Origin of the sequence: Streptococcus sp. 20925_1_44 (genome assembly GCF_041432435.1) — a bacterium.
GTDB lineage: Bacteria > Bacillota > Bacilli > Lactobacillales > Streptococcaceae > Streptococcus > Streptococcus infantis.
This window is the reverse complement of sequence record NZ_JAPVZQ010000003.1, coordinates 83,939-110,155: the sequence shown is the minus strand read 5'-3', so window position 1 is coordinate 110,155 and position 26,217 is coordinate 83,939. Positions and strand designations below refer to the sequence as shown.

Annotated in this window: 23 protein-coding genes and 1 riboswitch; of the genes, 7 read left to right on the top strand and 16 right to left on the bottom strand. The window is 41.8% G+C overall.

Annotation, left to right across the window (positions count from 1 at the left end):
* The first annotated feature begins 99 nt into the window (after window positions 1-99).
* Window positions 100-912 (top strand): Cof-type HAD-IIB family hydrolase, encoded by an 813-nt coding sequence (locus O3643_RS04845; protein WP_371500225.1) that lies wholly within the window; start codon window positions 100-102, stop codon window positions 910-912.
* 137 nt (window positions 913-1,049) lie between these two features.
* Here O3643_RS04845 and O3643_RS04840 read toward each other — a convergent pair whose 3' ends face one another.
* From O3643_RS04840 to uvrA, 10 genes are all read right to left on the bottom strand, one after another.
* Window positions 1,050-1,475, bottom strand: coding sequence for an SP_0198 family lipoprotein (locus O3643_RS04840; RefSeq protein WP_371500223.1), 426 nt, complete (start codon window positions 1,473-1,475; stop codon window positions 1,050-1,052).
* An 86-nt stretch (window positions 1,476-1,561) separates the two neighbouring features.
* Complete coding sequence (locus tag O3643_RS04835) at window positions 1,562-2,812, bottom strand: folylpolyglutamate synthase/dihydrofolate synthase family protein (RefSeq protein ID WP_371500221.1); 1,251 nt, start codon at window positions 2,810-2,812, stop codon at window positions 1,562-1,564.
* 459 nt (window positions 2,813-3,271) lie between these two features.
* A complete protein-coding gene (locus O3643_RS04830) occupies window positions 3,272-3,577 on the bottom strand; it encodes a DUF1292 domain-containing protein (RefSeq protein ID WP_000017624.1) in 306 nt (101 codons plus the stop codon).
* A 15-nt stretch (window positions 3,578-3,592) separates the two neighbouring features.
* Window positions 3,593-4,012, bottom strand: coding sequence for a Holliday junction resolvase RuvX (ruvX, locus tag O3643_RS04825; protein WP_006152930.1), 420 nt, complete (start codon window positions 4,010-4,012; stop codon window positions 3,593-3,595).
* Window positions 4,013-4,015: 3 nt separating this feature from the next.
* Entirely contained in the window at window positions 4,016-4,282 is a 267-nt protein-coding gene (locus O3643_RS04820) for an IreB family regulatory phosphoprotein (protein WP_004250500.1), read from the bottom strand.
* Window positions 4,283-4,379: 97 nt separating this feature from the next.
* Window positions 4,380-4,952: an SP0191 family lipoprotein gene (locus O3643_RS04815; RefSeq protein WP_006149217.1), complete on the bottom strand. Its 573-nt coding sequence runs from the start codon at window positions 4,950-4,952 to the stop codon at window positions 4,380-4,382.
* 60 nt (window positions 4,953-5,012) lie between these two features.
* Window positions 5,013-5,411, bottom strand: a complete 399-nt coding sequence (gene spx, locus O3643_RS04810; RefSeq protein ID WP_000591164.1) for a transcriptional regulator Spx — start codon at window positions 5,409-5,411, stop codon at window positions 5,013-5,015.
* 135 nt (window positions 5,412-5,546) lie between these two features.
* Window positions 5,547-8,207 carry a magnesium-translocating P-type ATPase gene (gene mgtA, locus O3643_RS04805; protein ID WP_281137557.1) on the bottom strand — a complete coding sequence of 887 codons (2,661 nt, stop codon included), beginning with the start codon at window positions 8,205-8,207 and terminating at the stop codon, window positions 5,547-5,549.
* Between the two features lie 299 nt (window positions 8,208-8,506).
* A riboswitch (M-box (ykoK) riboswitch) is annotated at window positions 8,507-8,660 on the bottom strand.
* 53 nt (window positions 8,661-8,713) lie between these two features.
* Window positions 8,714-9,775 carry a M24 family metallopeptidase gene (locus O3643_RS04800; protein WP_371500217.1) on the bottom strand — a complete coding sequence of 354 codons (1,062 nt, stop codon included), beginning with the start codon at window positions 9,773-9,775 and terminating at the stop codon, window positions 8,714-8,716.
* The gene (gene uvrA / locus O3643_RS04795; protein WP_371500215.1) at window positions 9,768-12,599 is read right to left on the bottom strand and encodes an excinuclease ABC subunit UvrA; all 2,832 of its coding nucleotides are present in this window, start codon (window positions 12,597-12,599) and stop codon (window positions 9,768-9,770) included. Before uvrA ends, O3643_RS04800 begins: the two co-directional genes overlap by 8 nt.
* 142 nt (window positions 12,600-12,741) lie before the next feature.
* On the opposite strand from uvrA, the gene O3643_RS04790 reads away from it, so the two are divergent.
* The 4 genes from O3643_RS04790 (at window position 12,742) to O3643_RS04775 (ending at window position 16,024) form a co-directional block, all read left to right on the top strand.
* Entirely contained in the window at window positions 12,742-13,686 is a 945-nt protein-coding gene (locus O3643_RS04790) for a magnesium transporter CorA family protein (protein ID WP_049508953.1), read from the top strand.
* Window positions 13,687-13,698: 12 nt separating this feature from the next.
* Window positions 13,699-14,373: a DUF1129 domain-containing protein gene (locus O3643_RS04785; RefSeq protein WP_016466360.1), complete on the top strand. Its 675-nt coding sequence runs from the start codon at window positions 13,699-13,701 to the stop codon at window positions 14,371-14,373.
* Between the two features lie 198 nt (window positions 14,374-14,571).
* Window positions 14,572-14,835 carry a SemiSWEET family transporter gene (locus O3643_RS04780; protein ID WP_004250486.1) on the top strand — a complete coding sequence of 88 codons (264 nt, stop codon included), beginning with the start codon at window positions 14,572-14,574 and terminating at the stop codon, window positions 14,833-14,835.
* A 151-nt stretch (window positions 14,836-14,986) separates the two neighbouring features.
* A complete protein-coding gene (locus O3643_RS04775; RefSeq protein WP_371500212.1) occupies window positions 14,987-16,024 on the top strand; it encodes a S66 peptidase family protein in 1,038 nt (345 codons plus the stop codon).
* Between the two features lie 51 nt (window positions 16,025-16,075).
* Here O3643_RS04775 and O3643_RS04770 read toward each other — a convergent pair whose 3' ends face one another.
* The 4 genes from O3643_RS04770 to mutL all read right to left on the bottom strand — a co-directional run bounded on the left by O3643_RS04770 (window position 16,076) and on the right by mutL (window position 19,875).
* The gene (locus tag O3643_RS04770) at window positions 16,076-16,642 is read right to left on the bottom strand and encodes a DNA-3-methyladenine glycosylase I (protein WP_371500210.1); all 567 of its coding nucleotides are present in this window, start codon (window positions 16,640-16,642) and stop codon (window positions 16,076-16,078) included.
* Between the two features lies 1 nt (window position 16,643).
* Window positions 16,644-17,213: a hypothetical protein gene (locus O3643_RS04765; protein WP_371500208.1), complete on the bottom strand. Its 570-nt coding sequence runs from the start codon at window positions 17,211-17,213 to the stop codon at window positions 16,644-16,646.
* Window positions 17,213-17,806: a Holliday junction branch migration protein RuvA gene (ruvA, locus tag O3643_RS04760; protein ID WP_371500206.1), complete on the bottom strand. Its 594-nt coding sequence runs from the start codon at window positions 17,804-17,806 to the stop codon at window positions 17,213-17,215. Before ruvA ends, O3643_RS04765 begins: the two co-directional genes overlap by 1 nt.
* 119 nt (window positions 17,807-17,925) lie before the next feature.
* The gene (gene mutL / locus O3643_RS04755; RefSeq protein WP_371500204.1) at window positions 17,926-19,875 is read right to left on the bottom strand and encodes a DNA mismatch repair endonuclease MutL; all 1,950 of its coding nucleotides are present in this window, start codon (window positions 19,873-19,875) and stop codon (window positions 17,926-17,928) included.
* A gap of 183 nt (window positions 19,876-20,058) precedes the next feature.
* On the opposite strand from mutL, the gene tyrS reads away from it, so the two are divergent.
* Both tyrS and O3643_RS04745 read left to right on the top strand, forming a co-directional pair.
* On the top strand, window positions 20,059-21,315 hold the full coding sequence (gene tyrS / locus O3643_RS04750; RefSeq protein WP_036758166.1) for a tyrosine--tRNA ligase: 1,257 nt from the start codon (window positions 20,059-20,061) through the stop codon (window positions 21,313-21,315).
* 53 nt (window positions 21,316-21,368) lie between these two features.
* On the top strand, window positions 21,369-22,217 hold the full coding sequence (locus O3643_RS04745) for a putative RNA methyltransferase (protein ID WP_371500202.1): 849 nt from the start codon (window positions 21,369-21,371) through the stop codon (window positions 22,215-22,217).
* A gap of 53 nt (window positions 22,218-22,270) precedes the next feature.
* Here the strand turns inward: O3643_RS04745 and glgP are convergent, their stop codons facing one another.
* Together glgP and malQ are read right to left on the bottom strand one after the other, a co-directional pair.
* The gene (gene glgP, locus O3643_RS04740; protein WP_371500200.1) at window positions 22,271-24,529 is read right to left on the bottom strand and encodes a glycogen/starch/alpha-glucan family phosphorylase; all 2,259 of its coding nucleotides are present in this window, start codon (window positions 24,527-24,529) and stop codon (window positions 22,271-22,273) included.
* A 23-nt stretch (window positions 24,530-24,552) separates the two neighbouring features.
* Window positions 24,553-26,070, bottom strand: a complete 1,518-nt coding sequence (gene malQ / locus O3643_RS04735) for a 4-alpha-glucanotransferase (RefSeq protein ID WP_247913176.1) — start codon at window positions 26,068-26,070, stop codon at window positions 24,553-24,555.
* Window positions 26,071-26,217: the final 147 nt, after the last annotated feature.

Genomic DNA, 26,217 nt, shown 5'->3' with positions numbered 1-26,217 from the left:
GGATATGATTCTTCTTATTTTTGCTTATAGTCAGCTTTTCTTTCAGCTTTTTGATATAATAGGAAACATCTTATCTGAAACTAAATTCGGGAGGATTTTATGACTAAAAAAATAATTGCCGTGGACTTAGACGGTACCTTACTTAATGGAGAAAGCAAACTCTCTGACTTTACAAAAGAAACCATTAAAAAAATTTCTAAGAAAGGCCACCATGTGGTTATCGCAACTGGTCGCCCATATCGTATGGCCAAAGATTTTTATGACCAACTTGAACTCGAGACTCCTATGATTAACTTCAACGGTTCGCTCACTCACCTACCTGGTAGGGCTTGGCAACATGAAAAATGCCTTACTGTGGACAAAAAATATCTCTTAGATATCGTAAAACGAAAAGAGGATATCGAGGCAGACTTTATCGCAGGTGAATACCGTAAAAATTTTTACATTACATCCCCGGACAAGGAAATTGCAGATCCTAAATTGTTTGGTGTTGAAAACTTTCGCCCTGAAAATCAATTCAAGTCTGACTTAGTGACTAAGGGGCCTAACTGTATTTTATTACAAACTAGGGCAGACGATAAATATGCACTAGCAGAAGAGATGACTAGCTTTTACAAGCATCAGCTCAATATCAATACTTGGGGCGGTCCCTTGAACATTCTTGAATGTACTACAAAAGGTGTTCACAAGGCCTTTGCCCTTGAATACCTCCTCAATGTCATGAATATAGACAGACAGAACCTGATTGCCTTTGGTGACGAACACAATGACCAAGAAATGCTCTCCTTTGCAGGTAGAGGATATGCCATGAAAAATGCTAATCCCGCTCTACTCTCTTTCGCAGACGAGCAATTACCACTAACCAACGAAGAAGACGGAGTCGCTCACTTTTTACAAGAGCAGTTCCTTTAATAAAAACTATCCCTCCATACTTTTTTGGTAGAAAATAGCTACCTTAATCGTATGGATTTTTTTTTTTGCCAAAAATCGATTAAAGAAAAAAGGACCCGAATCCGTGTTAACGAGATTCAAATCCTTACAAAAGATGTCTATTTTTTTAGAACGATACGATCAGAAATTTCGCGATCCATATCATCAATAATAATTTGATTGCCATCAGCTACATAAACCTTGATATCATCTCCAATAAAGACTCTCTGACTTTCTGGTTCGAAGGTGACCTTTTTAATCTCCTGATCACCATCAGGTTCTACTTCTGTCCATGTTCCAGTATTACCAGTAACTACGAGAGTAATGCTATCTCCCTCATCTTGCCCTTTATAGGTCCCATCAATGTTGGTTACTGAGCTAGCAGTCGAACTAGAAACAGTCGTTTCTGCTGACTGAGCAGTCGTTACTTCCGTACTAGTACTTGCTTGAGTTGAAGGAATTGCTTGCTCTTTTGGCGAACATGCAACTAAGAGACTAAGACTTGCCAAAGAAGCAAGAGAAAGTGTGAATTTTTTTAGTGACATGATGGCTCCTTTCTTTTAGTGGCTTAAAATCAGAATAACCCTGCTGAGCCACCACACCTTTACTATAACAAATAAAGATAGGAGGGTCAATCAAATGACTTTTGTTTCATAAGACAAGCGCGAACCTCAGATATAAAATAGAGAGAGCCTGTCACAAATAGCAAGTCTTTCTCTTGTGCAGAAGCTTCAAAATTATCTATAAAATCTCGATAGGAAGCAATGCTTGTATAATCTCCAAAGTCTTGCTCTTCCAAGGAACCCTGATAGTCAAAACTCGTAACATAGAGAGCTACATCAGGTAAATGCTCTGTTAAATAAGTAAGCATTCCACTATAATCTTTCCGCTTTAGGGCACCAAATAGGATTTGAGGCTGATACCCTTGCTGGATTTTTTCTTGGATAAACTCAACCAAACGCTCTAGAGCTGGTAAATTGTGAGCCCCATCCAAATAGATGTGCTCAGTGACAGCTTCTAGCCTTCCAGCCCATTTAGTAGCTTGCAAGGCAGCACGTACTGCTTCTTGATCTACTTTCTCGTTTCTTTGTGCCATAAATAGTAGAAAAGCCTGTAAGGCAAGAGCTGCATTTTCCTCCTGATATGCTCCCTCCAGTCCCAATATTAGGTGGTTAAAGTCAGCTAGAGAGGAAGAAAAGTTCCCATTTCGGAAAGAAAAATCTTTATTAGCTTGGTAGAGACTTACACCCAAATCAGTGGCAATTTTTTGACAAACGAGTTGGGCTTCCGGTGCTAGATTTGCAATCACAGCTGATTTCCCAGGCTTAAAAATTCCTGCTTTCTGCTCTGCAATTGCTGTTAAACTATCGCCCAAAGTCTCCTGGTGATCGAGGCCGATTGATGTGATGATTGCAATTTCTCCTGTCACCACATTAGTGGTATCAAGAAGTCCACCTATCCCAACTTCCAGTAGGACCAAATCTACTTCTTGCTCTTTAAAATAAAGCAAAGCAATCAAGGTCAGCAACTCAAAAAAAGATAGCTGATCGTGGGTTTCTAAAAGTCTTTGCTCCATTGCTTTGACTTGATCTGCTAAACGAATAAAATCTGTGTCCGATATAGGCTCACCATTAATACAGATACGGTCATGGATGCTGACAATGTGGGGCGAAGTAAAGGTACCAACCGTTTTCCCATGGGCAACAAAAAGCTCCCTCATAAAAGCAATAGTTGAGCCCTTGCCATTTGTCCCTGTCACATGGATAATTGGATAGGTTTGCTCAGGATTCCCCAGCAAATCTACCGCTCTTTGCATCCGTCCCAATCCTGATCTAAAATTCAAGCCAATCCGACTATGAAGCCATTTTTCTACTTCAATCATGCTTATCTCCTTAACAAAAAAGGCGGTGGGACAGAAATCGATCGACGAAGTCTCGATTTCGTAGTCCCAGCCCCGCGAGGCTGATTAGGATCTTTTTGTAGTCTAAAAGACGAACAAAAAGTCCAATCAGCTACCGCGTCAAAATTTGATGGCTAATAAAAAGCGAGGCCGGGATTCTTATCCCAACCTCTTACCTAATTAGCTAATCCCTAGCTAAATTTTATTTTTAGCGTCAGGCTAAAAACGTCCACTGGACTTACCAGTTCTCTCTTATTTCAAGGAACTGGGCTGATACAGTCTCCCAGACTACCTGCGTTTCTATTTTCTAGCGCAGGGCTAAAAACGTCCCCCGGATGTTCCAACTCTTTCTAGTTTCTAGGAGTTGGGCTAAAAACATCCCCTGGACTGACTTGCGGTCTTCATTTCTATCGCAAGGGTAAAAATGTTCACTGAACATTTTTACTCCTCCATAAAGCTGTTGAAGACTTCTTCAATCATGTTCCATTCATCTTCTGAATCTTCAGGGATTGGTTGCAATTCACCTTCAGTTCCATCTTCATTTTCGATGAATGAGTATGCTTGGATTTCAACTTCACCGTTTTCATCTTCTTCTGCATTAACTGGTACAAGAAGAACATAGTTTTTACCAAATTCTTCTTTTCCGTCAATAGTCAAAAGGATTTCAAATAAAGTTTCGTTTCCTTGCTCATCTACAAGTGTAATAAGTTCACGTTCTTCGTGATCGTGGTTGTGATCGTGTGACATAGTTTCTCCTCTGTCTTAAAATTTTCTATCTAAATAATTTTGCAAAATCAACTGAGCTGCCAATTTATCAATAACTTTTTTACGCTTATTGCGACTAATGTCTGCTTGCTCAATCAACATGCGCTCAGCAGCAACCGTGGTTAGGCGCTCATCCTGGTACTCCACTGGCAAACCAAAGAGTTCTTCCAGTTTTGCTCCATACGCTTGACTCGCTTCCACCCGAGGTCCACTGGTATTGTTCATATTTTTAGGTAAACCAACAACAAAGCGCTCCACCTTATAGGTGTCAACCAATTCCTTGAGTCGTTCAAAGCCGAACTCTCCTTGATCTTCATTGATTTGGATGATTTCGAGCCCTTGTGCTGTAAACCCTAACGGATCGCTAATCGCTACTCCTACTGTTTTGGAACCAACGTCCAACCCCATAATTCTCATTGGTTATAGATCGACTCCTTGTCCCTTAAGGTAGTAGCGGACCAATTCTTCAACAATCTCATCGCGTTCGTATTTACGGATTTGATTTCTTGCGTTGTTGTAACGAGGAACGTAGGCTGGGTCTCCACTGAGAACATAGCCCACAATTTGGTTAATAGGGTTATACCCCTTCTCATTCAATGAAGCATAGACTTCTGTCAATGTTTCACTAATTTCTTTTTTATTGGAATCATCCAATTTAAAACGTACGGTTTCTTCAGTAAATCCCATTCTAACACCCTCTTTCCTTAGAATAGTACTATTATAGCACATTCACAGCCATTCTACAAATGACATAGCCTGATTTTGCTGATTTTCTGTGACTTCCTTACTGGACAGTCGCGCCACTTGCAACTCGATTTTCAATATATTCTTCTGGTTCGTTTTTTAGTAGATTTTCTAATCCCACATTTTTTAAATATTCGCTTTCGCTTGCCTTTTTAACGTCTAGAACTTGAAAATCATAACTTGTTTTTGTTTCAATCTCGGTTTCACTTAAAAGATTGGTTTCAATGTTAAATCCAGGAATTTTCCGTGCTTCTTGGACCGATTCATCCTTGTCTTCTCCTTCTTTCAAGGCCTTTTTTGCTTCCTCTAATCCATGCTCTGCAATAAAGTTCTTGAGGTCTTCTGAAACTTGTCGTTTTTGCTGAATCGTTAAGGTCAAGAACTGTTTGCCCTTATAGGTAATGGTCTGGGTTTGTTGAACCCCATTTTCGTCAGCAGGTAGAACAAGCGTCTTTGTTACAACTGTATTGTTATTGGCATTTTCTAGAACAGGCAAAGTTGATTGAAGAGCTTCTGTCGTTGTATCTTTAGAAGGTTCCGCAGACTCTTTTTTCTGTCCACAGCCAGCTAGCAAAAATAGGAGCGCAACTGTACCGATAACTATCTTCTTCATATTTATTTTTCCTTATTTATCTATCAAATAAGGCTAGGAGTCACTCCCAGCCTTTATGTTTTATAGTGCTGCACGTAAACGTGCTTCTGCATTTTCTACATTGCGGACAGAGCGTGGCAAGAAGGCACGAATGTCATCTTCTTTATAGCCAACTTGTAAACGTTTCTCGTCAACAAGAATTGGACTTTTTAGGATGCGTGGTGTTTCCATGATTAAATTAAGCACTTCATTGACACTCAAATCTTCGATATCAACTCCGAGAGCTTTAGCGTAGCGATTCTTTGATGATACAATGCTCGCAATTCCATTGTCTGTTTTTGTTAGAATATCTAATAATTCTTCTCTAGAAATCCCCTCTTTACCGAGGTTTTGTTCTTTATAACTTAACTGGTGGGCATTGAGCCAGGTCTTAGCTTTTTTACAGCTAGTACAACTTGAGACTGTATAAATTTTGATCATGTACCTACCCCTTTCGCTACATGTTACTATCAGTTTATTCTATTATACCATAAAAAACATCCGACTTGCGACCTATTTTTAAAAAAATTTAACTTTTTCCCCAGTTTTCTATCTTTTTTCTTGACAAAAACCGAACTATAACCATTCTTTGTACTTCCTAATGTAACATTTCTTAATAACTGTGACGCTAAACATGTACAAGAAAATAATACAGGTTAGGAACAAGAAATAAGGAAGCCCTAATGGAGCTAAATGAAGAATATTTACTAGCGGTCCATAAGGCAGACTAGTTACGAAAATTGCGGCTACCAAGGTTGTCAAGATTACAAGCCAAGCTGGTCTGCTTTGTACAAAAGGAACTTTTGCCGTACGAAGCATATGGATAACCATGGTTTGAGACCACATAGATTCAATGAACCATCCTGTTTGGAACAAGATAATAAACTGAAGGGCAGATTCAGAACCATGAACATAATGATAGCCTGTCATCAAAGGAACAATAATAAAGTAGAGGAAAATAAAGGTCAAAATATCAAAGACAGATGAGATTGGGCCCATCCAAACCATAAATCGCGTGATGGATTTTGCTTCCCATGTATGGGGTTGTTTTAGGAAGTCTTGATCCACATTATCAAACGGCAATGCCACACAAGATAAATCGTAGACTAGGTTTAGGACAATGAGATGAACAGGAGCCATTGGTAAAAATGGCAAGAAGATACTTGCAACCAATAGTGAGAAGATATTCCCAAAGTTTGAACTAACTGTCATCTTAATATATTTGGTCATATTGGCGTAGACCTTCCGACCTTCAACGATACCAGTTTCAAGGACCATGAGATCCTTGTCCAGCAAAATAACATCAGCTGTTTCCTTTGCGATATCTACTGCTGTATCAACGGAAATTCCAACATCTGCCACCTTCATAGATGGGGCATCATTAATACCGTCACCCATATAACCAACGGCATGACCATTTCTCTTTAACTGTAGAATGATGCGGGCTTTTTGGTCAGGTGACAATTTAGCAAAGACTGTTACTTTTTCAACCACTTCTGCCAATTCTTGGTCTGTCATTTGATCAATGTCAGCACCTAAGAGCATATGCTCAACATCCAATCCAACCTTTTCACAGATGGCTTGGGTTACTTTCTCGTTATCTCCAGTTAAAATTTTTGTTTTGACACCATGCTCAAGCAAAGCTTGAATAGCTGGTGCTGCAGATGGTTTTGGTGGATCCAAGAAGGCAAGGTAACCCGTAAGGATCATGTCACTTTCATCAGTCACAGCATAGGCATAATCTTCACGTAGACCTGACTTGTAACCAACACCTAATACACGTAAACCTTGACGGTTTAATTGACCAACTTCCGCCAACACTTCTTGACGAATACCTTCCGTAATAGGGATTATTTCTCCACGATATTCCACATGTGTCGAAATGGTCAACATTTCTTCCAAGGCGCCTTTGGTTACCATACTAACAACATTGCTATCATCTTTGACGATAACACTCATGCGTCTGCGCTCAAAGTCAAATGGAAGCTCGTCGATTTTTTGGAAGCTGGTGTCTAGATTTTGTAGGATAGCGTGTTCCTTGGCTTCTTTTTCAGTTCTACTGATGATGGCACGGTCCATCAAGTTTTTCAAACCTGTTTGAAAATGTGAATTTAGATAAGCTCTTCTTAAGACCGCCATATCCAAATCACCATGGATATCCAAGGGATATTCTAAGACAATCTCATCTTGCGTTAAAGTTCCAGTTTTATCCGTACAAAGGATATCGATTGCTCCTAAGTCCTGGATAGCATTGAGTTTTTTGATGACTACCTTTTCCTTGGCCATGATAATGGAACCTTTTGCTAAGCTGGCTGTAATAATCATTGGCAGCATTTCTGGTGTCAGTCCGACACCAACGCTCAAGGCAAACACTCCCGCTTCTAGCCAATCTCCATCGGTTAAACCATTTGCAAAAAACACAATCGGAACCATGACAAGCATCAAGCGGATCAAGAGCCAAGAAATGCTGTTCATTTCACGTTCAAAAGAAGTTGGCTCATCATAGGTGTTGAGAGTTTGTTCGATGGCTCCCATCATGGTGTCATCCCCAACTGCTAGGACCATAGCTGTCGCACTTCCTGAGATAACGTTTGTCCCCATGAATGCCAAGGATTCTGCTTCTAAAAGGCTATCTATATTTTGACCAGTGGCTTTATTTAAAGCAAGTTTTTCGACTGCATCACTTTCTCCAGTCAAGCCTGACTGTTGAACGAAAAAGTCACGGGATTCAAATAAGATAACATCTGCTGGAATCATATCTCCCGCACTCAATTTCACGAGGTCTCCCACAACCAACTCATCGATTGGCAACTCTTGTTCAAGACCATCGCGAATAACAGTTGCAGTGTTGACAATCATTTTTGAAAGATTGGTTGTCGCCTTGTCACTCCGCAACTCTTGTACAAAACGAATGCCTCCTGAAATCAAAACCAAGACAACGATAATGATAGAGGTCGTAGGGTCCTCTTGACCAGGTTTGGCAAGCCAGACGTTTGTAACGAGAGAAATAAAGGCAATTACAAGCAAAATGATTGTGAAAGGATTGATAATGGACTCATAAATCTTTTTAAAGATGGAATCCTCTTGACCCTTGGTAATGGTGTTTTCACCATATAGGTCACGGTTTTCTTCGACCTGTTCTTGGTCTAAGCCTTTTAGACTTGTATGGTAAAAAGCTAGACTATCTTTTAATGGAGTTTGAATAGCTACTGCTAGTCTTTCTTTTGTAGTTTTCATTGGTTTCTCCTATCTGTATGAATGGTGATTTCATACTCAATGAAAATCAAAGAGCAAACTAGGAAACTAGCCACAGGCTGTACTTGAGTACGGCAAGGCGACGTTGACGTGATTTGAATTTGATTTTCGAAGAGTATCATACACAGAGACCAATCACTTTATAGGGACAGAACGACACAAATCAGCGATTGGCTGTGTATGTGCGGTTCTGGATGATCGTCAATTTGCATCGTTTATCTCCTTTCTTTGTTTTAAAAACAGCAGAAAATCCTGCCATAAAATGGCAGGACTAAAAAACTTATGATCTGTTTTCGTTCAAGCTTTAACTCCATAGGGCGATGTAATGAGCTTAGTCTTGACCTTCGCGACCAGGACTGTTGACCAACGAGTAGTGTCTCCACTGCTTTGCGGTAGTCATCCGTATCCCTATGGTAGCCTCACCTACCGTTTTCGCCTTTCAGTATAAACCATTAACTAGTAAAAGTCAACGATTTATCTCATTTTTCTTAGATTACGATTAATTCTTTTGGAGCAAGGGTTAATAACTCACAACCGGTATCTGTAATCAAGATATCATCTTCAATACGAACTCCGTATTTACCTTCGATATAAATACCGGGTTCATCAGTCAAGACCATACCCGATTTAATAACTTCTGTAGAAGTTTGGCTAAAGTATGGCTCTTCGTGGATATCAAGTCCGATACCGTGTCCGATACCGTGTGTAAAGTATTGTCCATAGCCTGCTTCCACTATGATATCACGAGGGATTTTGTCAAAGTCACGGAAACCTAAGCCAGCCTTAGCTTGGTCAATCAATGCTTGATTAGCCTTCAAAACGGTGTTGTAGATTTCTGCTTGTTCGTCGCTGACATGGCCTAGGTAGATGGTACGAGTCATATCACTCACATAATACTCATAAAGACACCCAAAGTCCATAGTGATAGCTTCGCCTAGTTCTACTGGCTTGTGCATTGGGTGGGCATGGGGTTTAGAAGAGTTGATGCCACTCGCTAAGATTGTGTCAAAAGACAAACCTGCCGCTCCCAGCTCACGCATACGGAAATCAAGGAAGTTGGCAATTTCAATTTCAGTCTTCCCTGGCTTGATAAATTCAAGCGCATCGTGGAAAGCTTGGTCTGATATTGAACAAGCCTTGCGAATAGTCGCAATCTCTGTCTCGTCCTTTATCATACGAAGAGCTTCAACAAACTGTGTCTGAGGAATTAATTCCAAACCTTCAAAAGCGACTTGCATGCGGTGGTAATAAGAAACCGAAATTTCATCTTCAAAACCAATCCGTGAAAGGCCCATGTCTTTCGCAATCTTTGCAATAACAGCCAACTCGTCACGTTCTGCAAAAATCTCAAAACCAGTAACTTCCTGCTTAGCAGCGATGATATAGCGGGCATCCGTCACCAAAATTTGACGGTCACGACTGATAAAGACTGTTCCATTTGAACCCCAAAATCCTGTCAAATAGTAGACATTTTTAAGGTTATTGATAATGATTCCATCTAGTTCTTTTTCTTGCATTTTATCGAGAAATGCTTGCACACGTTTATTCATGATGTAACTTTCCTTTCAAATACTGTCCTGTATAGCTTGCTTCATTGGCAGCTACTTCTTCTGGAGTTCCTGTTGCAATGATGGTACCACCACCGACACCGCCTTCTGGACCTAAATCGATGATATGGTCTGCTGTTTTGATGACATCTAGATTATGCTCAATCACGAGAACTGTATTACCATCGTCTACAAAGCGAGACAAAACCTTCAGTAGACGCGCGATATCCTCGGTATGAAGACCAGTTGTCGGTTCATCTAGAATGTAGAAGGATTTACCAGTCGAGCGTTTATGGAGCTCGCTAGCCAGCTTCATACGTTGCGCTTCTCCACCAGAAAGAGTTGTGGCAGGTTGTCCCAAGGTCACATAGCCTAGACCTACATCCTTAATGGTCTGGAGTTTGCGTTGAATTTTCGGAATATGTTTGAAAAATTCTACCGCATCGTTGACGGTCATATCCAAGACTTGCGAGATATTCTTTTCCTTGTAGTGAACTTCTAGCGTTTCACTGTTATAACGGGTTCCGTGGCAGACTTCACAAGCTACGTATACGTCTGGCAAGAAGTGCATTTCAATCTTGATAATCCCGTCACCAGAGCAGGCCTCACAGCGACCACCCTTAACATTGAAGCTGAAACGACCCTTTTTGTAACCACGGATTTTGGCTTCATTTGTCTGAGCAAAGAGGTCTCGGATGTCATCGAAAACACCTGTATAGGTAGCAGGATTAGACCTCGGTGTTCGTCCAATAGGACTCTGGTCAATATCAATCAGACGGTCGATATGCTCAATCCCTGTAATCGTCTTAAACTTACCAGGCTTGTCTGAATTGCGATTAAGTTTTTGAGCAATGGCTTTTTTGAGAATGCTGTTAATAAGTGTCGACTTCCCTGAGCCAGAGACCCCCGTCACCGCAATGAATTTCCCGAGTGGGAAACGAGCAGTGATATTTTGTAGGTTATTTTCACGCGCTCCAGTCACCTCGATAAAGCGACCATTTCCTACACGGCGTTCTGACGGCACTGGAATCGCACGTTTTCCTGATAGATACTGTCCTGTGATGGATTTACTGTTGCGAGCCACCTGCTTAGGCGTTCCTGCTGCGACAATTTCTCCACCAAAGACACCTGCACCAGGGCCAACGTCAATCAAATAATCAGCCTCTCGCATGGTGTCTTCATCATGTTCTACTACGATTAAAGTGTTCCCCAAGTCACGCATCTTTTTCAGACTGGCAATCAGGCGGTCATTGTCCCTCTGGTGAAGACCGATTGACGGTTCATCTAAAATATAGAGAACTCCTGAGAGATTAGAACCAATCTGAGTTGCCAAGCGAATACGTTGGCTTTCTCCACCCGATAGGGTTCCTGCCGAACGAGAAAGGGTCAGATAGTTGAGTCCGACATTATTGAGGAAGGTCAAGCGGTCCTTGATTTCCTTAAGAATCGGACGAGCGATGATAGCTTCATTTTCAGATAGGCTTAGTTGATCAATAACCTCCAAATGGTCTGCGATGGAGAGGTCTGAAATTTCTCCAATATGAGGGGCTTTCTCTCCTCCTACACGAACGGATAAGGCCTGATCGTTGAGGCGATAACCGTGACAAGTGCCACAAGTTAGCTCATTCATATAAAGACGCATTTGTGTGCGGGTATAGTCGCTATTGGTTTCATGGTAACGTCGCTTAATATTTCCTATAACACCTTCAAATGGAATATCGATATCACGAACTCCACCGAATTCATTTTCATAGTGGAAATGGAATTCCTTACCATCTGAACCATAGAAAATGAGATTCTTATCCTCCTCTGACAAGGCCTCAAAAGGCGTATCCATGTCCACTCCAAAGGCTGTCATGGCTTGTTCTAGCATATTTGGATAATAGTTAGAAGAGATAGGATTCCAAGGTGCTAATGCTCCCTCACGAAGGGTCTTGCTAGCATCTGGTACGACTAAGTCCGTATCAACCTCTAGCTTGATCCCCAAACCATCACACTCACTACAAGAACCAAACGGAGCATTGAAGGAGAAGAGACGAGGTTCTAGTTCCGGAACTGTAAAACCACAGACTGGGCAGGCATAGTGTTCTGAAAAAAGCAACTCTGAATCATCCATAGTATCGATGACCACATAACCTTCTGCGATACGAAGGGCTGCTTCGATGGAGTCAAAGAGACGACTACGGATACCTTCCTTGATGATAATACGGTCTACCACCACATCGATGTTGTGTTGTTTATTCTTTTCAAGTTCAGGAACTTCGGTCACATCATAGACAACCCCATCGACACGGACACGAACATAGCCATCCTTTTGAATCTTTTCAATCAGCGTCTTATGTTGCCCTTTTTTCTTACGAATAACAGGAGCCAAAATCTGCAAGCGTTGGCGCTCTGGCAACTCCAAAACCTTGTCGACAATCTGCTCTACAGACGAAGCCTTGATAGCCCCATGCCCATTGATACAATAGGGTGTTCCTACACGAGCATAGAGGAGACGTAGATAATCGTTGATTTCCGTCGTTGTCCCAACCGTTGAGCGAGGGTTTTTACTAGTCGTTTTCTGGTCAATAGAAATGGCAGGGCTGAGACCATCGATAGAATCCACATCTGGCTTTTCCATATTGCCTAAAAACTGACGAGCATAGGCTGACAGACTTTCAACGTAGCGACGTTGCCCTTCTGCATACAGGGTATCAAAGGCAAGACTCGACTTGCCCGAACCCGACAGCCCCGTCACCACCACTAGCTTGTCACGTGGAATTTCCACGTCAATATTTTTTAAATTATGGGCGCGTGCCCCATGGATGACAATCTTATCTTGCATGTTACTTCTTTCTAGTCCATTGTTGCTTTCCATTATACCAAAAAAAGTGAAATTCTATTACCAAAAAAGCCGAATTTGTAGTATAATAGTACGGTGCTAAAAATCACTTAAACACAGAATAGATTAGGAAAGGATAGGAGATATGAAACAAGTCTTTCTCTCAACTACAACTGAATTTAAAGAGATCGATACGCTCCAGCCGGGCACTTGGATCAATCTCGTCAATCCTACCCAAAGTGAATCGATGGAAATCGCCTCGGCCTTTGATATTGATATCGCCGACCTCCGTGCACCGCTCGATGCGGAAGAGATGTCTCGTATCACCATCGAAGATGAGTACACCTTGATCATCGTAGACGTCCCAATCACAGAGGAAAGAAATAACCAGACCTACTACGTGACTATTCCCTTGGGGATTATCATCACAGAAGAGGCTATCATTACTACTTGCTTGGAGCCTCTCCCACTTCTTGATGTCTTTATCAATCGTAGACTTCGGAATTTCTATACCTTCATGCGTTCACGCTTTATCTTTCAAATCCTCTACCGCAACGCTGAAATTTATCTGACAGCCCTTCGTTCAATTGAACGTAAGAGTGAGCAAATCGAAACCCAACTTCACAAGTCTACTCGAAATGAAGAATTGATTGAACTCATGGAGTTGGAAAAGACCATCGTCTACTTCAAGGCCTCTCTTAAGACAAACGAGCGCGTGATTAAAAAACTGACTAGCGCAACTAGCAATATTAAGAAATACCTTGAAGACGAAGACTTACTTGAAGACACCTTGATTGAAACGCAACAGGCCATCGAGATGGCGGATATCTATGGAAACGTCCTTCACTCTATGACAGAGACCTTTGCCTCTATCATTTCAAACAACCAGAACAATATCATGAAAACCTTGGCCCTCGTGACCATCGTTATGTCTATCCCGACTATGATTTTCTCAGCTTACGGAATGAACTTTAAGGACAATGAAATCCCTTTAAACGGAGAACCGCATGCTTTTTGGCTCATCGTCTTTATCGCCTTTGCTATGAGTGTTTCTCTCACTCTTTACCTCATCCATAAAAAATGGTTCTAAACAGGAGTTATTATGTCACAGATTGATTTAAAAGAATTAACAAAGAAAAACCAGGAATTTATCCATATTGCAACCCAGCAATTTCTCAAGGACGGAAAAACAGATGCTGAAATCAAGGCTATCCTTGAAGAAGTCATTCCTCATATCCTTGAAGAACAACCAAAGGGAGTGACAGCACGTTCTATCTACGGAGCACCAACTCACTGGGCTCATAGCTTCAGCGAAAAAGAGCAATACGAAAAAGAACATCCAAAAGAAAACGACGATCCAAAATTGATGATGTTGGATTCAGCCCTTTTCATCACAGGATTATTTGCAGTAGTTAGCGCCTTGATGAGCTTCTTCTCAAACCAACCCGTAGCTTACGGATTGGTAACACTTATCAGTGTAGGGGCCTTTGGTGGGGTTGCCTTTTACCTTCTCTACCACTTCATCTACCGCTACTACGGACCAGATACTGACCGTAGCCAACGCCCTCCATTCTGGAAATCACTTTTGGTTATGTTAGCGACTATGTTTGCTTGGGTTCTCATCCTCTTCTTGAGTAACTTCCTTCCACAAGCCATCAACATCAGCCTCCCACCACTTGTTTTATTGGTGATTGGAGGAGCTCTCCTTGCCCTACGTTTCTACCTCAAGAAACGTTTCAACATCAAGAGCGCAAGTGCAGGACCAGCTAGATATTAAGATAAACAATAAAAGTAGTGTGTTTTGTAGACAGACTACTTTTTTTGTAGTTCCAAATCATTTTTCGATTCTCAAAAGAAGTAAACACATTTTCTAATAACATTCTAATGTAAAGTCTTCCCTTGGAATCCCGAGGTTTTATCCTTGAATCCAAGTTGTTTTTCTGTTATACTAATAAAGTAATAAGGAGAAATATATATGACTAAACAGAGAATTAATCAAATTGTTGGTTCAATTGGTGCCTTTATCGGGATTATTGTATTTATAGCCTACATCCCCCAAATTTTTGCCAATTTACAAGGAAATAAAGCTCAACCATTTCAACCTTTATCAGCAGCAGTCTCTTGCTTAATCTGGGTCATTTATGGATGGACAAAAGAGCCTAAGAAAGACTGGATTCTAATCATTCCAAACTCGGCTGGGGTTATCCTTGGCGGACTGACCTTCCTTACTGCTCTATAAGAATGCAACTACTATAAAAAGCAACCACATCGAGCGGTTGCTTTTTTACTATTTTCTCGATCTAAAAGTCTTCTTCTGGCTCTAATTCTTGTTGTTTTATCTCATCTCCTGTGATAAGATAGGCTTAATCTATTTTCAGGAGGGTCAAGACATGGTTTCTACTATTGGTATTGTGAGCTTATCTAGTGGAATTATCGGTGAAGACTTTGTCAAGCACGAAGTGGACTTGGGTATTCAACGTCTCAAGGACCTGGGACTCAATCCTATCTTTTTGCCCCATTCACTAAAAGGATTAGACTTTATCAAGGAGCATCCTGAGGCACGTGCAGAGGATTTGATTCATGCCTTTTCTGATGATATCATCGACATAATCCTATGCGCCATTGGTGGAGACGATACCTATCGTTTGCTACCCTACCTCTTTGAAAATAACCAACTACAAAAGGTTATCAAACCAAAGATTTTTCTCGGTTTCTCGGATACAACCATGAACCACCTCATGTTGCATAAGCTAGGGGTCAAGACTTTTTACGGCCAATCCTTTTTAGCCGACATTTGTGAGTTAGACAAAGAAATGTTGCCATATAGCCTTCACTACTTTAAAGAATTGATTGAGACTGGAAGAATCTCAGAAATCCGCCCTAGTAACGTTTGGTACGAGGAACGGACTGATTTTAGTCCCAAAGCCTTGGGAACACCTCGTGTCAGCCATGCAAATACTGGTTTTGACTTGTTACAAGGCAATGCTCAGTTTGAGGGAGAAATCCTCGGTGGTTGCCTCGAGTCTCTCTATGATATTTTTGACAACTCTCTACACGCAGATAGCACAGACCTCTGCCAAAAATACAAACTTTTCCCTGACTTGTCAGACTGGGAAGGAAAAATCCTCTTGCTAGAAATAAGCGAAGAAAAGCCTAAGCCTGAAGACTTCAAAAAGATGTTGCGGACTTTAAAGGACACGGGCATATTCGCGGTCATCAGTGGACTCTTGGTCGGAAAACCTATGGATGAAGCCTTCTTTGACGACTATAAGGAGGCTTTAATGGACACCATTGATAGCAATATCCCGATTGTCTATAATCTAAACGTTGGCCATGCTACACCAAGAGCAATTGTTCCCTTTGGAGTCCACGCGTATGTAGACGCAACGGAGCAAGTCATTCGCTTTTACTATAACAAAGAAAGCTGAGATGAATTTCTCAGCTTTTTCTATATTCTCTGATGTTCTAGTCATCTAACGTCACTTATTTCCACTTTTCCATTCACAATCATTCTCATGGTCATCAACCAAACCTGCAGCTTGTAGAAATGACAAAACTGCAACAGGACCCGTAAACTTAAAGCCTCGTTTTTTGAGATCTTTGGATAATTTCTCAGATAGAGCTGTTTTGGCAGGCGCCTGGCTGTAGTCAGGCACATCATTGATGATGGTTTGTCCATCCACAAAAGACCAAAGATAGGCATCAAAAGAACCATAGTCTGCCTGCACTTGTAGAAAGGCCTGGGCGTTAGCACGTGTCGCAAAAATCTTGGCTCTATTTCGGATGATGGCTGGATTATCCAGCAAAGCTTCCAATTCGGTGTCAGTCATCTCTGCGACTGCTTTAATTTGATAGCCATAAAAGGCTTCTCGGAAGGCTTGATGTTTGTTGAGCACCGTTTCCCAGGATAGGCCCGCCTGATAAGTCTCCATACAGAGCAACTCAAAAAGGGCTTGGTCATCGTGGAGAGGTTGGCCCCACTCTTCATCATGGTAAGCTACATACAGAGGGTTGTTCATTCTAACCCAGCCACAGCGTTTTGACATCTTATTCTCCTATCTTTGAAACATAATCAGGCAAGGGAGCAGTAGACTTATCCAATAGATTAATCCAACGATTAATATCTGTTGGCAGAGGGTTAAATCTCTCGTCCGTTTGATACCTTACACCATCACCTGTTTCTATTCCAGTTAATGTTTCAATCTGTTCTCGAAGCTGGTCTACAGACATCCAATCAGTCCAACCTTCAAATAAGCTTTCTGGAGCCATTGTTATCCCATACCATTCTTCAAACCATTCAATATAGTCTGCACCTAACAGGTAGAGTTTCTCGAAAGAACAAGGTTCATCATTCACTTTTATACTATCTACTATATTGTCATTATCCACTATGGCAATACTTGCACCACAAAATTCACAAGGAAGTGAGCCAACTTGACCATAGCGAGAGCCACTATGCAAGAATAATCCTGTTTGGCTCTGTTGACAATTTTTACAAAACAATGGAAAAACGGTACAGTGTAGCCATAGTTTATCAATCTTCCCATTTTTAAACTTTATCTTGACATGGTTGCTACTGTTCTTTGCTCCAACTAAAGTGATTCGAGCAATCCCCATTATTTCACCAACATCTTAAGGGCCGACTTGATATAATTCTCTGCTGTATCAGTCGTTCCTTCAAAGAATTTTTTGATTTTCTTAAGCTCAGTAGCCTTGTAGCCCAGGGCTAACATGGCTTCCATGGCTTCTTCCAATTCTTGGTTGTCGCTGCTAGATGGAGCTGCAGCCTTAGCAGGGAGGTCGTCCCCTGCCACAACCACCTTACCTTCTAGATCCAATACCATCTGTTGGGCTGTTTTCTTACCGATTTTAGGGAACTTGGTCAAGTAGGTGATGTTCTTGGTCTCAATAGCTTGAACGAGGCCTGCATTGTCATCAGCTGCGATGATGGCAAGAGCGGAAACAGGACCAATGCCCGACACAGAGATCAAGCTGAGAAAGAGTTTCTTCTCATCTTCCGAGCGAAAACCGTAAAGTAGATGAGCATCTTCACGGATGACTTGATGCACATAGATTTGCACTTCTTGGTTGACTTGTCCTGAGTAGGCATAAGGGTTAGCTACGTGCAGGATGTAGCCGATACCGTTAGCTTCTAGAACGATGTATTTAGCAGTAATTTTGGTAATAATACCCTTTAGATATTCGTACATAATTTTCCCTTCAATTTATACTCAATGAAAATCAAATCTAAACTAGGAAGCTAACCGTAGGCATAACTTGAGTTAGGCAAGGTAAAGCTGACGCAGTTTAGAGAGATTTTCGAAGAGTATTAGTATTTTCCTAGCTCTCGTAGGCTAGTATGATTTTCCTGAATGCGACGGAACATCTTTTCCATGTCTGACTTGGTGAAGTGAACCAAAACCGGACGTCCGTGGGGACAGTTATAGGGGTTGTCACATTGAGAGAGTTGATAGAGGAGTTGTCTAGCCGAGTGGTCATCAATACGATGGTTGGCCTTGATGGACCGCTTGCAGGACATCATAATGGCTAGTTCAGCTCGATATTTCTTGATTGAAACTTCCTTGGTCAAGAGGAGCATGTCGCACATCTCATAGATACCTGACTCGATTTCCTCCTCTGCCATCCAAATAGGATGTTCTCGAAGGATGAATTGATTTTCTCCATACTCTGCTAGAAAGACACCAACTTCCTCTAAAAGTGACATTCTTTCCTTGAGACGAAGGGCATCATCCGCAGGAAATTCAAAGATATAGGGCACTAGGAGTTGCTGCTGACTCTGGTCAACATTGCCAATGCTCTCACGATACTCCTCATACTTAACCCGTTCCTGAGCCGCGTGCTGATCTATGATGTAGAGCCCATCTCGACCTTGGGCAAAGAGATAGGTTCCATGCATCTGACCGAAAAATTCCAACTCTGGAAAGCTTGAAGATTCTTCCCGTTCCAACTTGTCATAAGCCTTATCAAGACTAGTCAGGTCTAACTCTGGATGGTCCAGTTGGTCATAGCTGATAGGCTTTCTCTCTGCAAAATGCAGTTTGGCTGGCTTGGTCATCTGGTCCAAGGTTTTCTTGGCAAACAGGTTCAAATCCTGTCTTTCTTCCGTCAGATTCACCTGATGGTCTGCCACCTCAGCTTGTGTCGGTCTTGTCGGTTCGTTTTTTTCATAGTAGAGCGTATTTTCTCTCAGTGGCAAAGTCGTTTGCTCTACCTTTTCACGATTTCTAACCGCAGATTTGGCTAGATTTTCCAAGGCATCTGGAATCAAGGTCTGTTCCTTGAGACTCTTTGCAATAGCTTCTGAAACCAGCGCCATCAGTTCTCTTTCCTTGGAAATCCGCACTTCTTGCTTGGTCGGGTGCACATTAACATCTGCTAGATAAGGATCGATATGGATGTGAATGACAGCCAGCGGAAAACGCCCCACCATGAGCTTACTGCCATAACCATCTAAAATGGCACGATTGAGCAGGAAGTTTTTGATATAACGCCCATTGATGAAGAGACTGATATAGTTGCGATTAGCCCGTGTCAATTCCGGCAATGAGACAAAGCCTGAAATTTCAAAGTCTAGGTCAGCATTCTCAATTTCAACCATCTTTTTAGCACTGGCTAAACCATAAATCCCAGCAATGGCTTGACGCAGTTGACCCGTACCAGCTGTTCGTGTCATTTCCTTGCCATCACTAATCAAACTAAAGGAAATCTCAGGATGAGCCAACCCCAGACGATTAACAATATCAATGATATGAGACAACTCTGCCTGCTGGCTCTTCATATACTTGAGCCGAGCCGGTGTATTGAAAAAGAGGTCTTCCACACAAACCTTAGTCCCCACAGGACTGGTCGCAGGAATAATTTCCTCAACTTGACCCCCACGAGCCACTAACTTGGTCCCGTGACTGGCACCATCCACTGCTGTCAACAAAGTCAAAACACTGACAGAAGCGATAGAAGGCAGAGCTTCACCACGAAAACCGAGGGTCCGAATCCGAAAGAGATCCGCTTGATTCTTAATCTTACTGGTCGCATGACGGCGGAGAGCCAATTCTACCTCGTCGTGGGCGATTCCGTGACCATTATCTGTGATTTGGATCTTCTTAAGTCCAGCTTCTTCAACTTCTACGATAATCTGGCTAGAGCCAGCATCAATGGCGTTTTCAACTAGCTCCTTGACTACACTAGCAGGACGTTCGATGACCTCTCCTGCTGCGATTTGATTGGCCAATACTTCTGGCAATTCAATAATATGAGACATCTTTCAGCCCCTTTCTTAACGATTTTTATCTATTTCTCTGAAAATAAGCTAGTGCTATTATACCATATTTCACTCGTTTCCAAAAAAGTCCAAGCAGCAACTTTCTCCCCTAAGATACTAGGCTATTTCCTGACTTTGTGGTACAATAGGTAGAAACAATATTTTAAAAAGGAGAAAAGACACATGCACATTTTTGATGAGCTAAAAGAGCGTGGTTTGATTTTTCAAACGACTGATGAAGAAGCTTTGCGTAAAGCCCTAGAAGAAGGTCAAGTTTCTTATTATACTGGCTACGATCCAACTGCTGACAGCCTTCACCTAGGCCACCTTGTTGCAATCTTGACAAGTCGTCGCTTGCAGTTAGCAGGTCACAAACCATATGCGCTCGTTGGCGGTGCTACAGGTCTCATCGGAGATCCGTCCTTCAAAGATGCTGAACGTAGTCTCCAAACAAAAGACACAGTGGATGGCTGGGTCAAGTCTATCCAAGGACAACTTTCTCGCTTTCTTGACTTTGAAAATGGTGAAAATAAAGCTGTCATGGTCAACAACTACGACTGGTTTGGCAGTATCAGCTTCATTGACTTCCTCCGTGATATCGGAAAATACTTCACTGTCAACTACATGATGAGCAAGGAATCTGTGAAGAAACGGATCGAAACAGGGATTTCTTACACTGAGTTTGCCTATCAAATCATGCAAGGGTACGACTTCTTCGTTCTTAACCAAGAGCACAATGTTACTCTTCAAATCGGTGGTTCTGACCAATGGGGAAACATGACAGCTGGCACTGAGTTGCTTCGTCGTAAGGCTGACAAGACTGGCCACGTTATTACTGTTCCACTGATTACAGATGCAACTGGTAAGAAATTTGGTAAATCTGAAGGGAATGCTGTTTGGCTCAACCCTGAAAAGACTTCTCCATACGAAATGTACCAATTCTGGATGAACGTCATGGACGCTGACGCTGTTCGCTTCCTGAAGATTTTTACTTTCTTGTCATTAGACGAGATTGAAGACATCCGTAAACAATTTGAAGCGGCGCCACACGAACGCTTGGCTCAAAAAGTCCTCGCTCGTGAAGTTGTGACTCTTGTCCACGGAGAAGAAGCTTACAAAGAAGCCCTTAACATCACTGAACAACTCTTTGCAGGAAATATCAAAAACCTTTCTGTCAAAGAACTCAAACAAGGACTTCGTGGCGTGCCAAACTACCAAGTACAAGCAGACGAAAATCACAACATCGTTGAACTTCTCGTATCTTCTGGCGTGGTTAACTCAAAACGTCAAGCCCGTGAAGATGTTCAAAACGGTGCTATCTACGTCAACGGCGACCGCATCCAAGACCTTGACTATGTCTTGAGTGACGCAGATAAGTTAGAGAACGAACTCACTGTTATCCGCCGTGGTAAGAAAAAATACTTCGTCCTTACATATTAAAAAACAGACTGGAGGCATTTGCTATCCAGTCCTTTTTTTGCTAGACTAAAACTATGAATACAAACCTCAAACCCAAACTCCAGCGCTTTGCTTCTGCTAGTGCCTTTGCCTGTCCTATCTGCCAAGAAAATCTGACCTTGATTGAGACTAGCCTCAAGTGTAGCAACCGCCATTCTTTTGATCTGGCAAAATTCGGCTATGTCAATCTAGCACCACAAATCAAGCAATCGGCCAACTACGACAAGGAAAACTTTCAAAATCGCCAGCAAATCCTAGAAGCTGCCTTTTATCAGGCTATCTTAGAAGGCATCTCGGACTTACTAGCAACCAAACCATCCGCAAAATCTGTCTTGGACATCGGTTGTGGCGAAGGCTTCTACTCTCGTAAACTCCAAGAAAGTCACTCTGATAAAACCTTCTATGCCTTTGACATTTCAAAAGACTCGGTCCAAATCGCTGCTAAAAGTGAAACCAACTGGGCGGTCAATTGGTTCGTTGGCGACCTGGCTCGCCTTCCTATAAAAGACGCTAGTATGGATATCCTGCTTGATATCTTCTCACCTGCCAACTACGGTGAATTTCGCCGCGTTTTATCCCAAAACGGTATCTTAATTAAGGTCATTCCAACTGAAAATCATCTCAAGGAAATCCGTCAAGTGGTACAGGAGCAACTAACAAAGAAGGACTATTCCAACCAAGATATCAAGGAACATTTCCAAGAACATTTCAGCATCCAATCTAGTCAGATAGCTTCCCTAACCAAGCCTATCACCGCAGAGCAAAGACAGGCCTTACTCAGCATGACGCCCCTACTCTTTCACGTCGATCAAAGCATGATTGACTGGAGTCAGTTGACTGAGATTACTATCGAAGCAGAGATTCTGGTTGGGAAAGCACTGTAAATTAGTTTAAATATTAAAAAACGCATCTTTAATAGATGCGTTTTTGTTTAATCTTAGTTCAAGTGCCAGATATCTTCGTTGTACTGAGCGATAGTACGGTCAGATGAGAAGAATCCTGCTTTAGCAATGTTGACGATCACTTTATCCAACCATGCATCACGGTTTTCGTAATCAGCAAGCATTTGCTCTTTCACTTTGATGTAGTCTTCCAAGTCAAGAAGAGTCATGAACCAGTCTTTGTTGATCAATTCATTGTAAAGACGTTCCAAGCGTTCTTTCTTACCAACTGCAAGAACAGCGTCGCTCACGATAAAGTCAACCAATGGTTTGATCGCTTTACGAGCGTAGAATTCGCTTGATTTGTAAGCTGATTTTGCGTAAAGATCGATAACAGTTTCTGAATCTTCACCAAAGATGTAGATGTTTTCGTCTCCAACCAACTCAGCGATTTCCACGTTAGCCCCGTCCATAGTACCAAGAGTCAAAGCTCCGTTCAACATGAATTTCATGTTACCAGTACCTGAAGCCTCCTTAGAAGCAAGCGAGATTTGTTCAGAGATATCACACGCTGGAATCAAGAAGCTTGCTGCAGTAACGTTGTAGTTTTCAACCATAACCACTTGTAAGTGTGGTGCAACTGCTGGGTCATTAGCGATTACTTCTGACAAGCAAAGGATCAAGTGGATGATGTCTTGAGCGATTGTGTAGGCAGGAGCTGCTTTACCACCAAAGAATACTGTGATTGGACGAGCAGGGATATTACCAGCCTTGATGTCCAAGTATTTGTGAATCACATACAAAGCGTTCATTTGTTGACGTTTGTACTCGTGAAGACGTTTGATTTGGATATCAAAGATTGAGTTTGTATTGATTTCCACACCTTGGTGTTCTTTCAAGTGACGAGCCAATTTACGTTTGTTGTGAGCTTTGATGCTTTCCAATTTTTCTTTGACAGCAGCCTTGTCTTCGTAAGCAAGAAGGTCTTCCAATTTAGAAGCTTCATGGTGCCATTCGCGTCCAAGAATCTCATCCAAGTAGTGAGACAAGCTTGGGTTAGCATGCATGAGCCAACGACGGAAAGTGATACCGTTTGTTTTGTTGTTGAATTTTTCTGGGTAAAGATCGTAGAAGGCTTTCAACTCAGAGTTCTTCAAAATTTCTGTGTGAAGAGCGGCAACCCCATTTACGCTGTATCCATAGTGGATATCCATGTGGGCCATGTGTACACGATCGTTTTCATCAATGATTTGAACAGCCGGATCTTTGTATTCAGCACGAACACGACGGTCCAATTCTTTGATGATTGGTACCAAGTGAGGAACCACTTCTTCCAAGAATTCAAGAGGCCATTTTTCAAGGGCTTCAGCAAGGATTGTGTGGTTTGTGTAAGCAGTCATGCTACGAACGATAGAAATTGCTTCATCAAGTTCGATACCACGTTCAGTCAACAGACGGATCAATTCAGGAATCACCATTGATGGGTGAGTATCGTTGATTTGTACAACTGCGTAGTCAGCAAGGTCATGCAAGTTGCTTCCTTTTTCGATTGCTTCATCGATGATCAATTGAGCACCGTTTGAAACCATGAAGTATTGTTGGAAGATACGGAGCAATTCACCTTGTTTGTCGCTATCGTCTGGGTAAAGGAAAAGAGTCAAGTTGCGAGCGATGTCTGTCTTGTCAAAGTCGATACCATCTTCGATGATAGAAGAGTCAACTGAATCCAAGTCAAACAAACGCAAGCGGTTTTTAGTAGCTGTTTTGTAACCAGGTACATCGATATCGTAAAGAGTAGATGTCAATGTGAAGTGTGCAAATGGCACTTGGTAGCTACGACTTGAGCGAACCAACCAGTTTTGGTCAGTTAACCAAGCGTTAGGAATTGTTTCTTGTTGGTTGTTTTTAAGAACTTGTTGGAAAAGACCAAAGTGGTAGTTCAAACCAACACCGTCACCGTTCAAACCAAGTGTAGCGATTGAGTCGATAAAGCAGGCTGCCAAACGTCCCAAACCACCATTACCAAGTGATGGTTCCAATTCTACTTCTTCAATTTCGATCAACTCTTTACCTGCATCAGCAAGTTCTTTTTTAACTTCGTCATAAAGACCAAGGTTAATCAAGTTGTTTGACAAGAGTTTACCAATCAAGAACTCAGCTGAGATATAGTAAACTTTTTTCTTACCAGTGTTGACTGGTTTTTGGCTGCTTGCTAGTTTGCTGTAGTTAAGAAGAGCAAGGTAAAGCTCTTCATTGCTACATTCTGCGATGGATTTATTGTATCGATTTTGTACAAATTCTTTTAATGGTAACATTTTTTGTGTCTCCTGATAATGTCTTATTTCTTTAATTCTACCAAATTTTCATTGATTCGGCGATAAATTGTAGTCAAGTCAAGCAAAGTTTCTTCGACAGCAGGAGTCAATTGATCCTCTGTCATACGCCATGACCAGTTTCCACCAAGAGTAGATGGGAAGTTCATACGAGCTGAACCATCCAACTCTAGCAAATCTTGCATAGTAGCGATAGTCATAAAGCTTACTGATGAGAAGGCTGTACGAAGCATAGCATGTACTACTGTTTCATATTCCTTGCGGTTTGTGTAACGTGCCATGTACTCACGAGTTGGATCGTCGATTTCATTGCGATACCAACCAAGAACAGTGTTGTTATCGTGTGTTCCTGTGTACATAACTGAATTGGCTGGTGCCAAGTGTGGGCTGTCGATACTTTCGTGCTCTGGGTTGAAGGCAAATTGAAGGACTTTCATTCCTGGGAAGCCAGTGCGTTCACGTAGTTCAATAACTTCGTCAGTCATGAATCCAAGGTCTTCTGCGATGATGTTCAAGTCACCAAGTTCCTCTTTAACCGCTGCAAAGAGTTTGTAGTCAGGTCCTTTCACCCATTTACCAGGTGCTGCTGTTTCAGAACCAGCAGGGATTTCCCAGTAAGATTCAAATCCACGGAAGTGGTCGATACGAACGATATCGTAGATTTTAAAGCTTTCACGCAAGCGTTCAATCCACCATTTGTAGCCATCTTTGTCCATTGCTTCCCAGTCATAGATTGGGTTACCCCAAAGTTGACCAGTTGCAGAGAATTCATCTGGTGGGCAACCTGCGATGCAAGTTGCTTTCCCGTTTTCATCTGTTTTAAAGAGATGTGGATTTGCCCACATGTCGCTTGAATCTTCCGCTACATAGATAGGCATATCTCCGACAATCTCGATGTGGTTTTCGTTAGCGTATGCTTTCAATTTCAACCATTGTTGGAAGAAAAGGTATTGGGTTACGCGGTGGTAAACAAGCTTGTCAGCTAATTTCTCACGGTAGCTTTCAAGAGTTGAAGCTTTACGAGCACGAGCATCTGCATCTGGCCATTCTGTCCAAGCAAGATTATCAAAATGCTCCTTGATAGCCATGTACTCTGCAAATAGTTCAAGCCATGATTGATTTTCTTGAGCAAATTTTTCGAAGTCTTTGACATCTCCAGCTTCAAGGAAACGTTTGACAGCTTTCTCTAGAAGCGGACGACGTGCATAGTAGATTTTAGCGTAGTCAACTTCAGTTGGGTTGCTACCAAAGTCCACACCTTCAAGATCACTTGCTTCCAACAAACCTTGCTCCACCAAAATATCAAGGTCGATAAAATGAGTGTTTCCAGCAAAGGCTGAGAATGATTGGTATGGAGAATCTCCATAGCTAGTTGTTCCCAAAGGAAGGATTTGCCAGTAACGTTGCTTTGTACGAACCAAGAAGTCAACGAAATCATAGGCGCTTTGACCAAATGATCCGATTCCGTATGCTCCTGGAAGTGATGAGATGTGCATCAACACACCGCTTTGACGTTTTTTCATATTAGCACCTCAAGTGTTTATATTGTTAATTATTTCAATTTTTGCGCAAACGTTTGCGCTAAGTCAAGTATACCCCATTTCTAAAATAAATGCAAGCGTTTGTAAAAAAAACTTTTTCTCTACTTTTTATTTCCGAAATCGGAAATT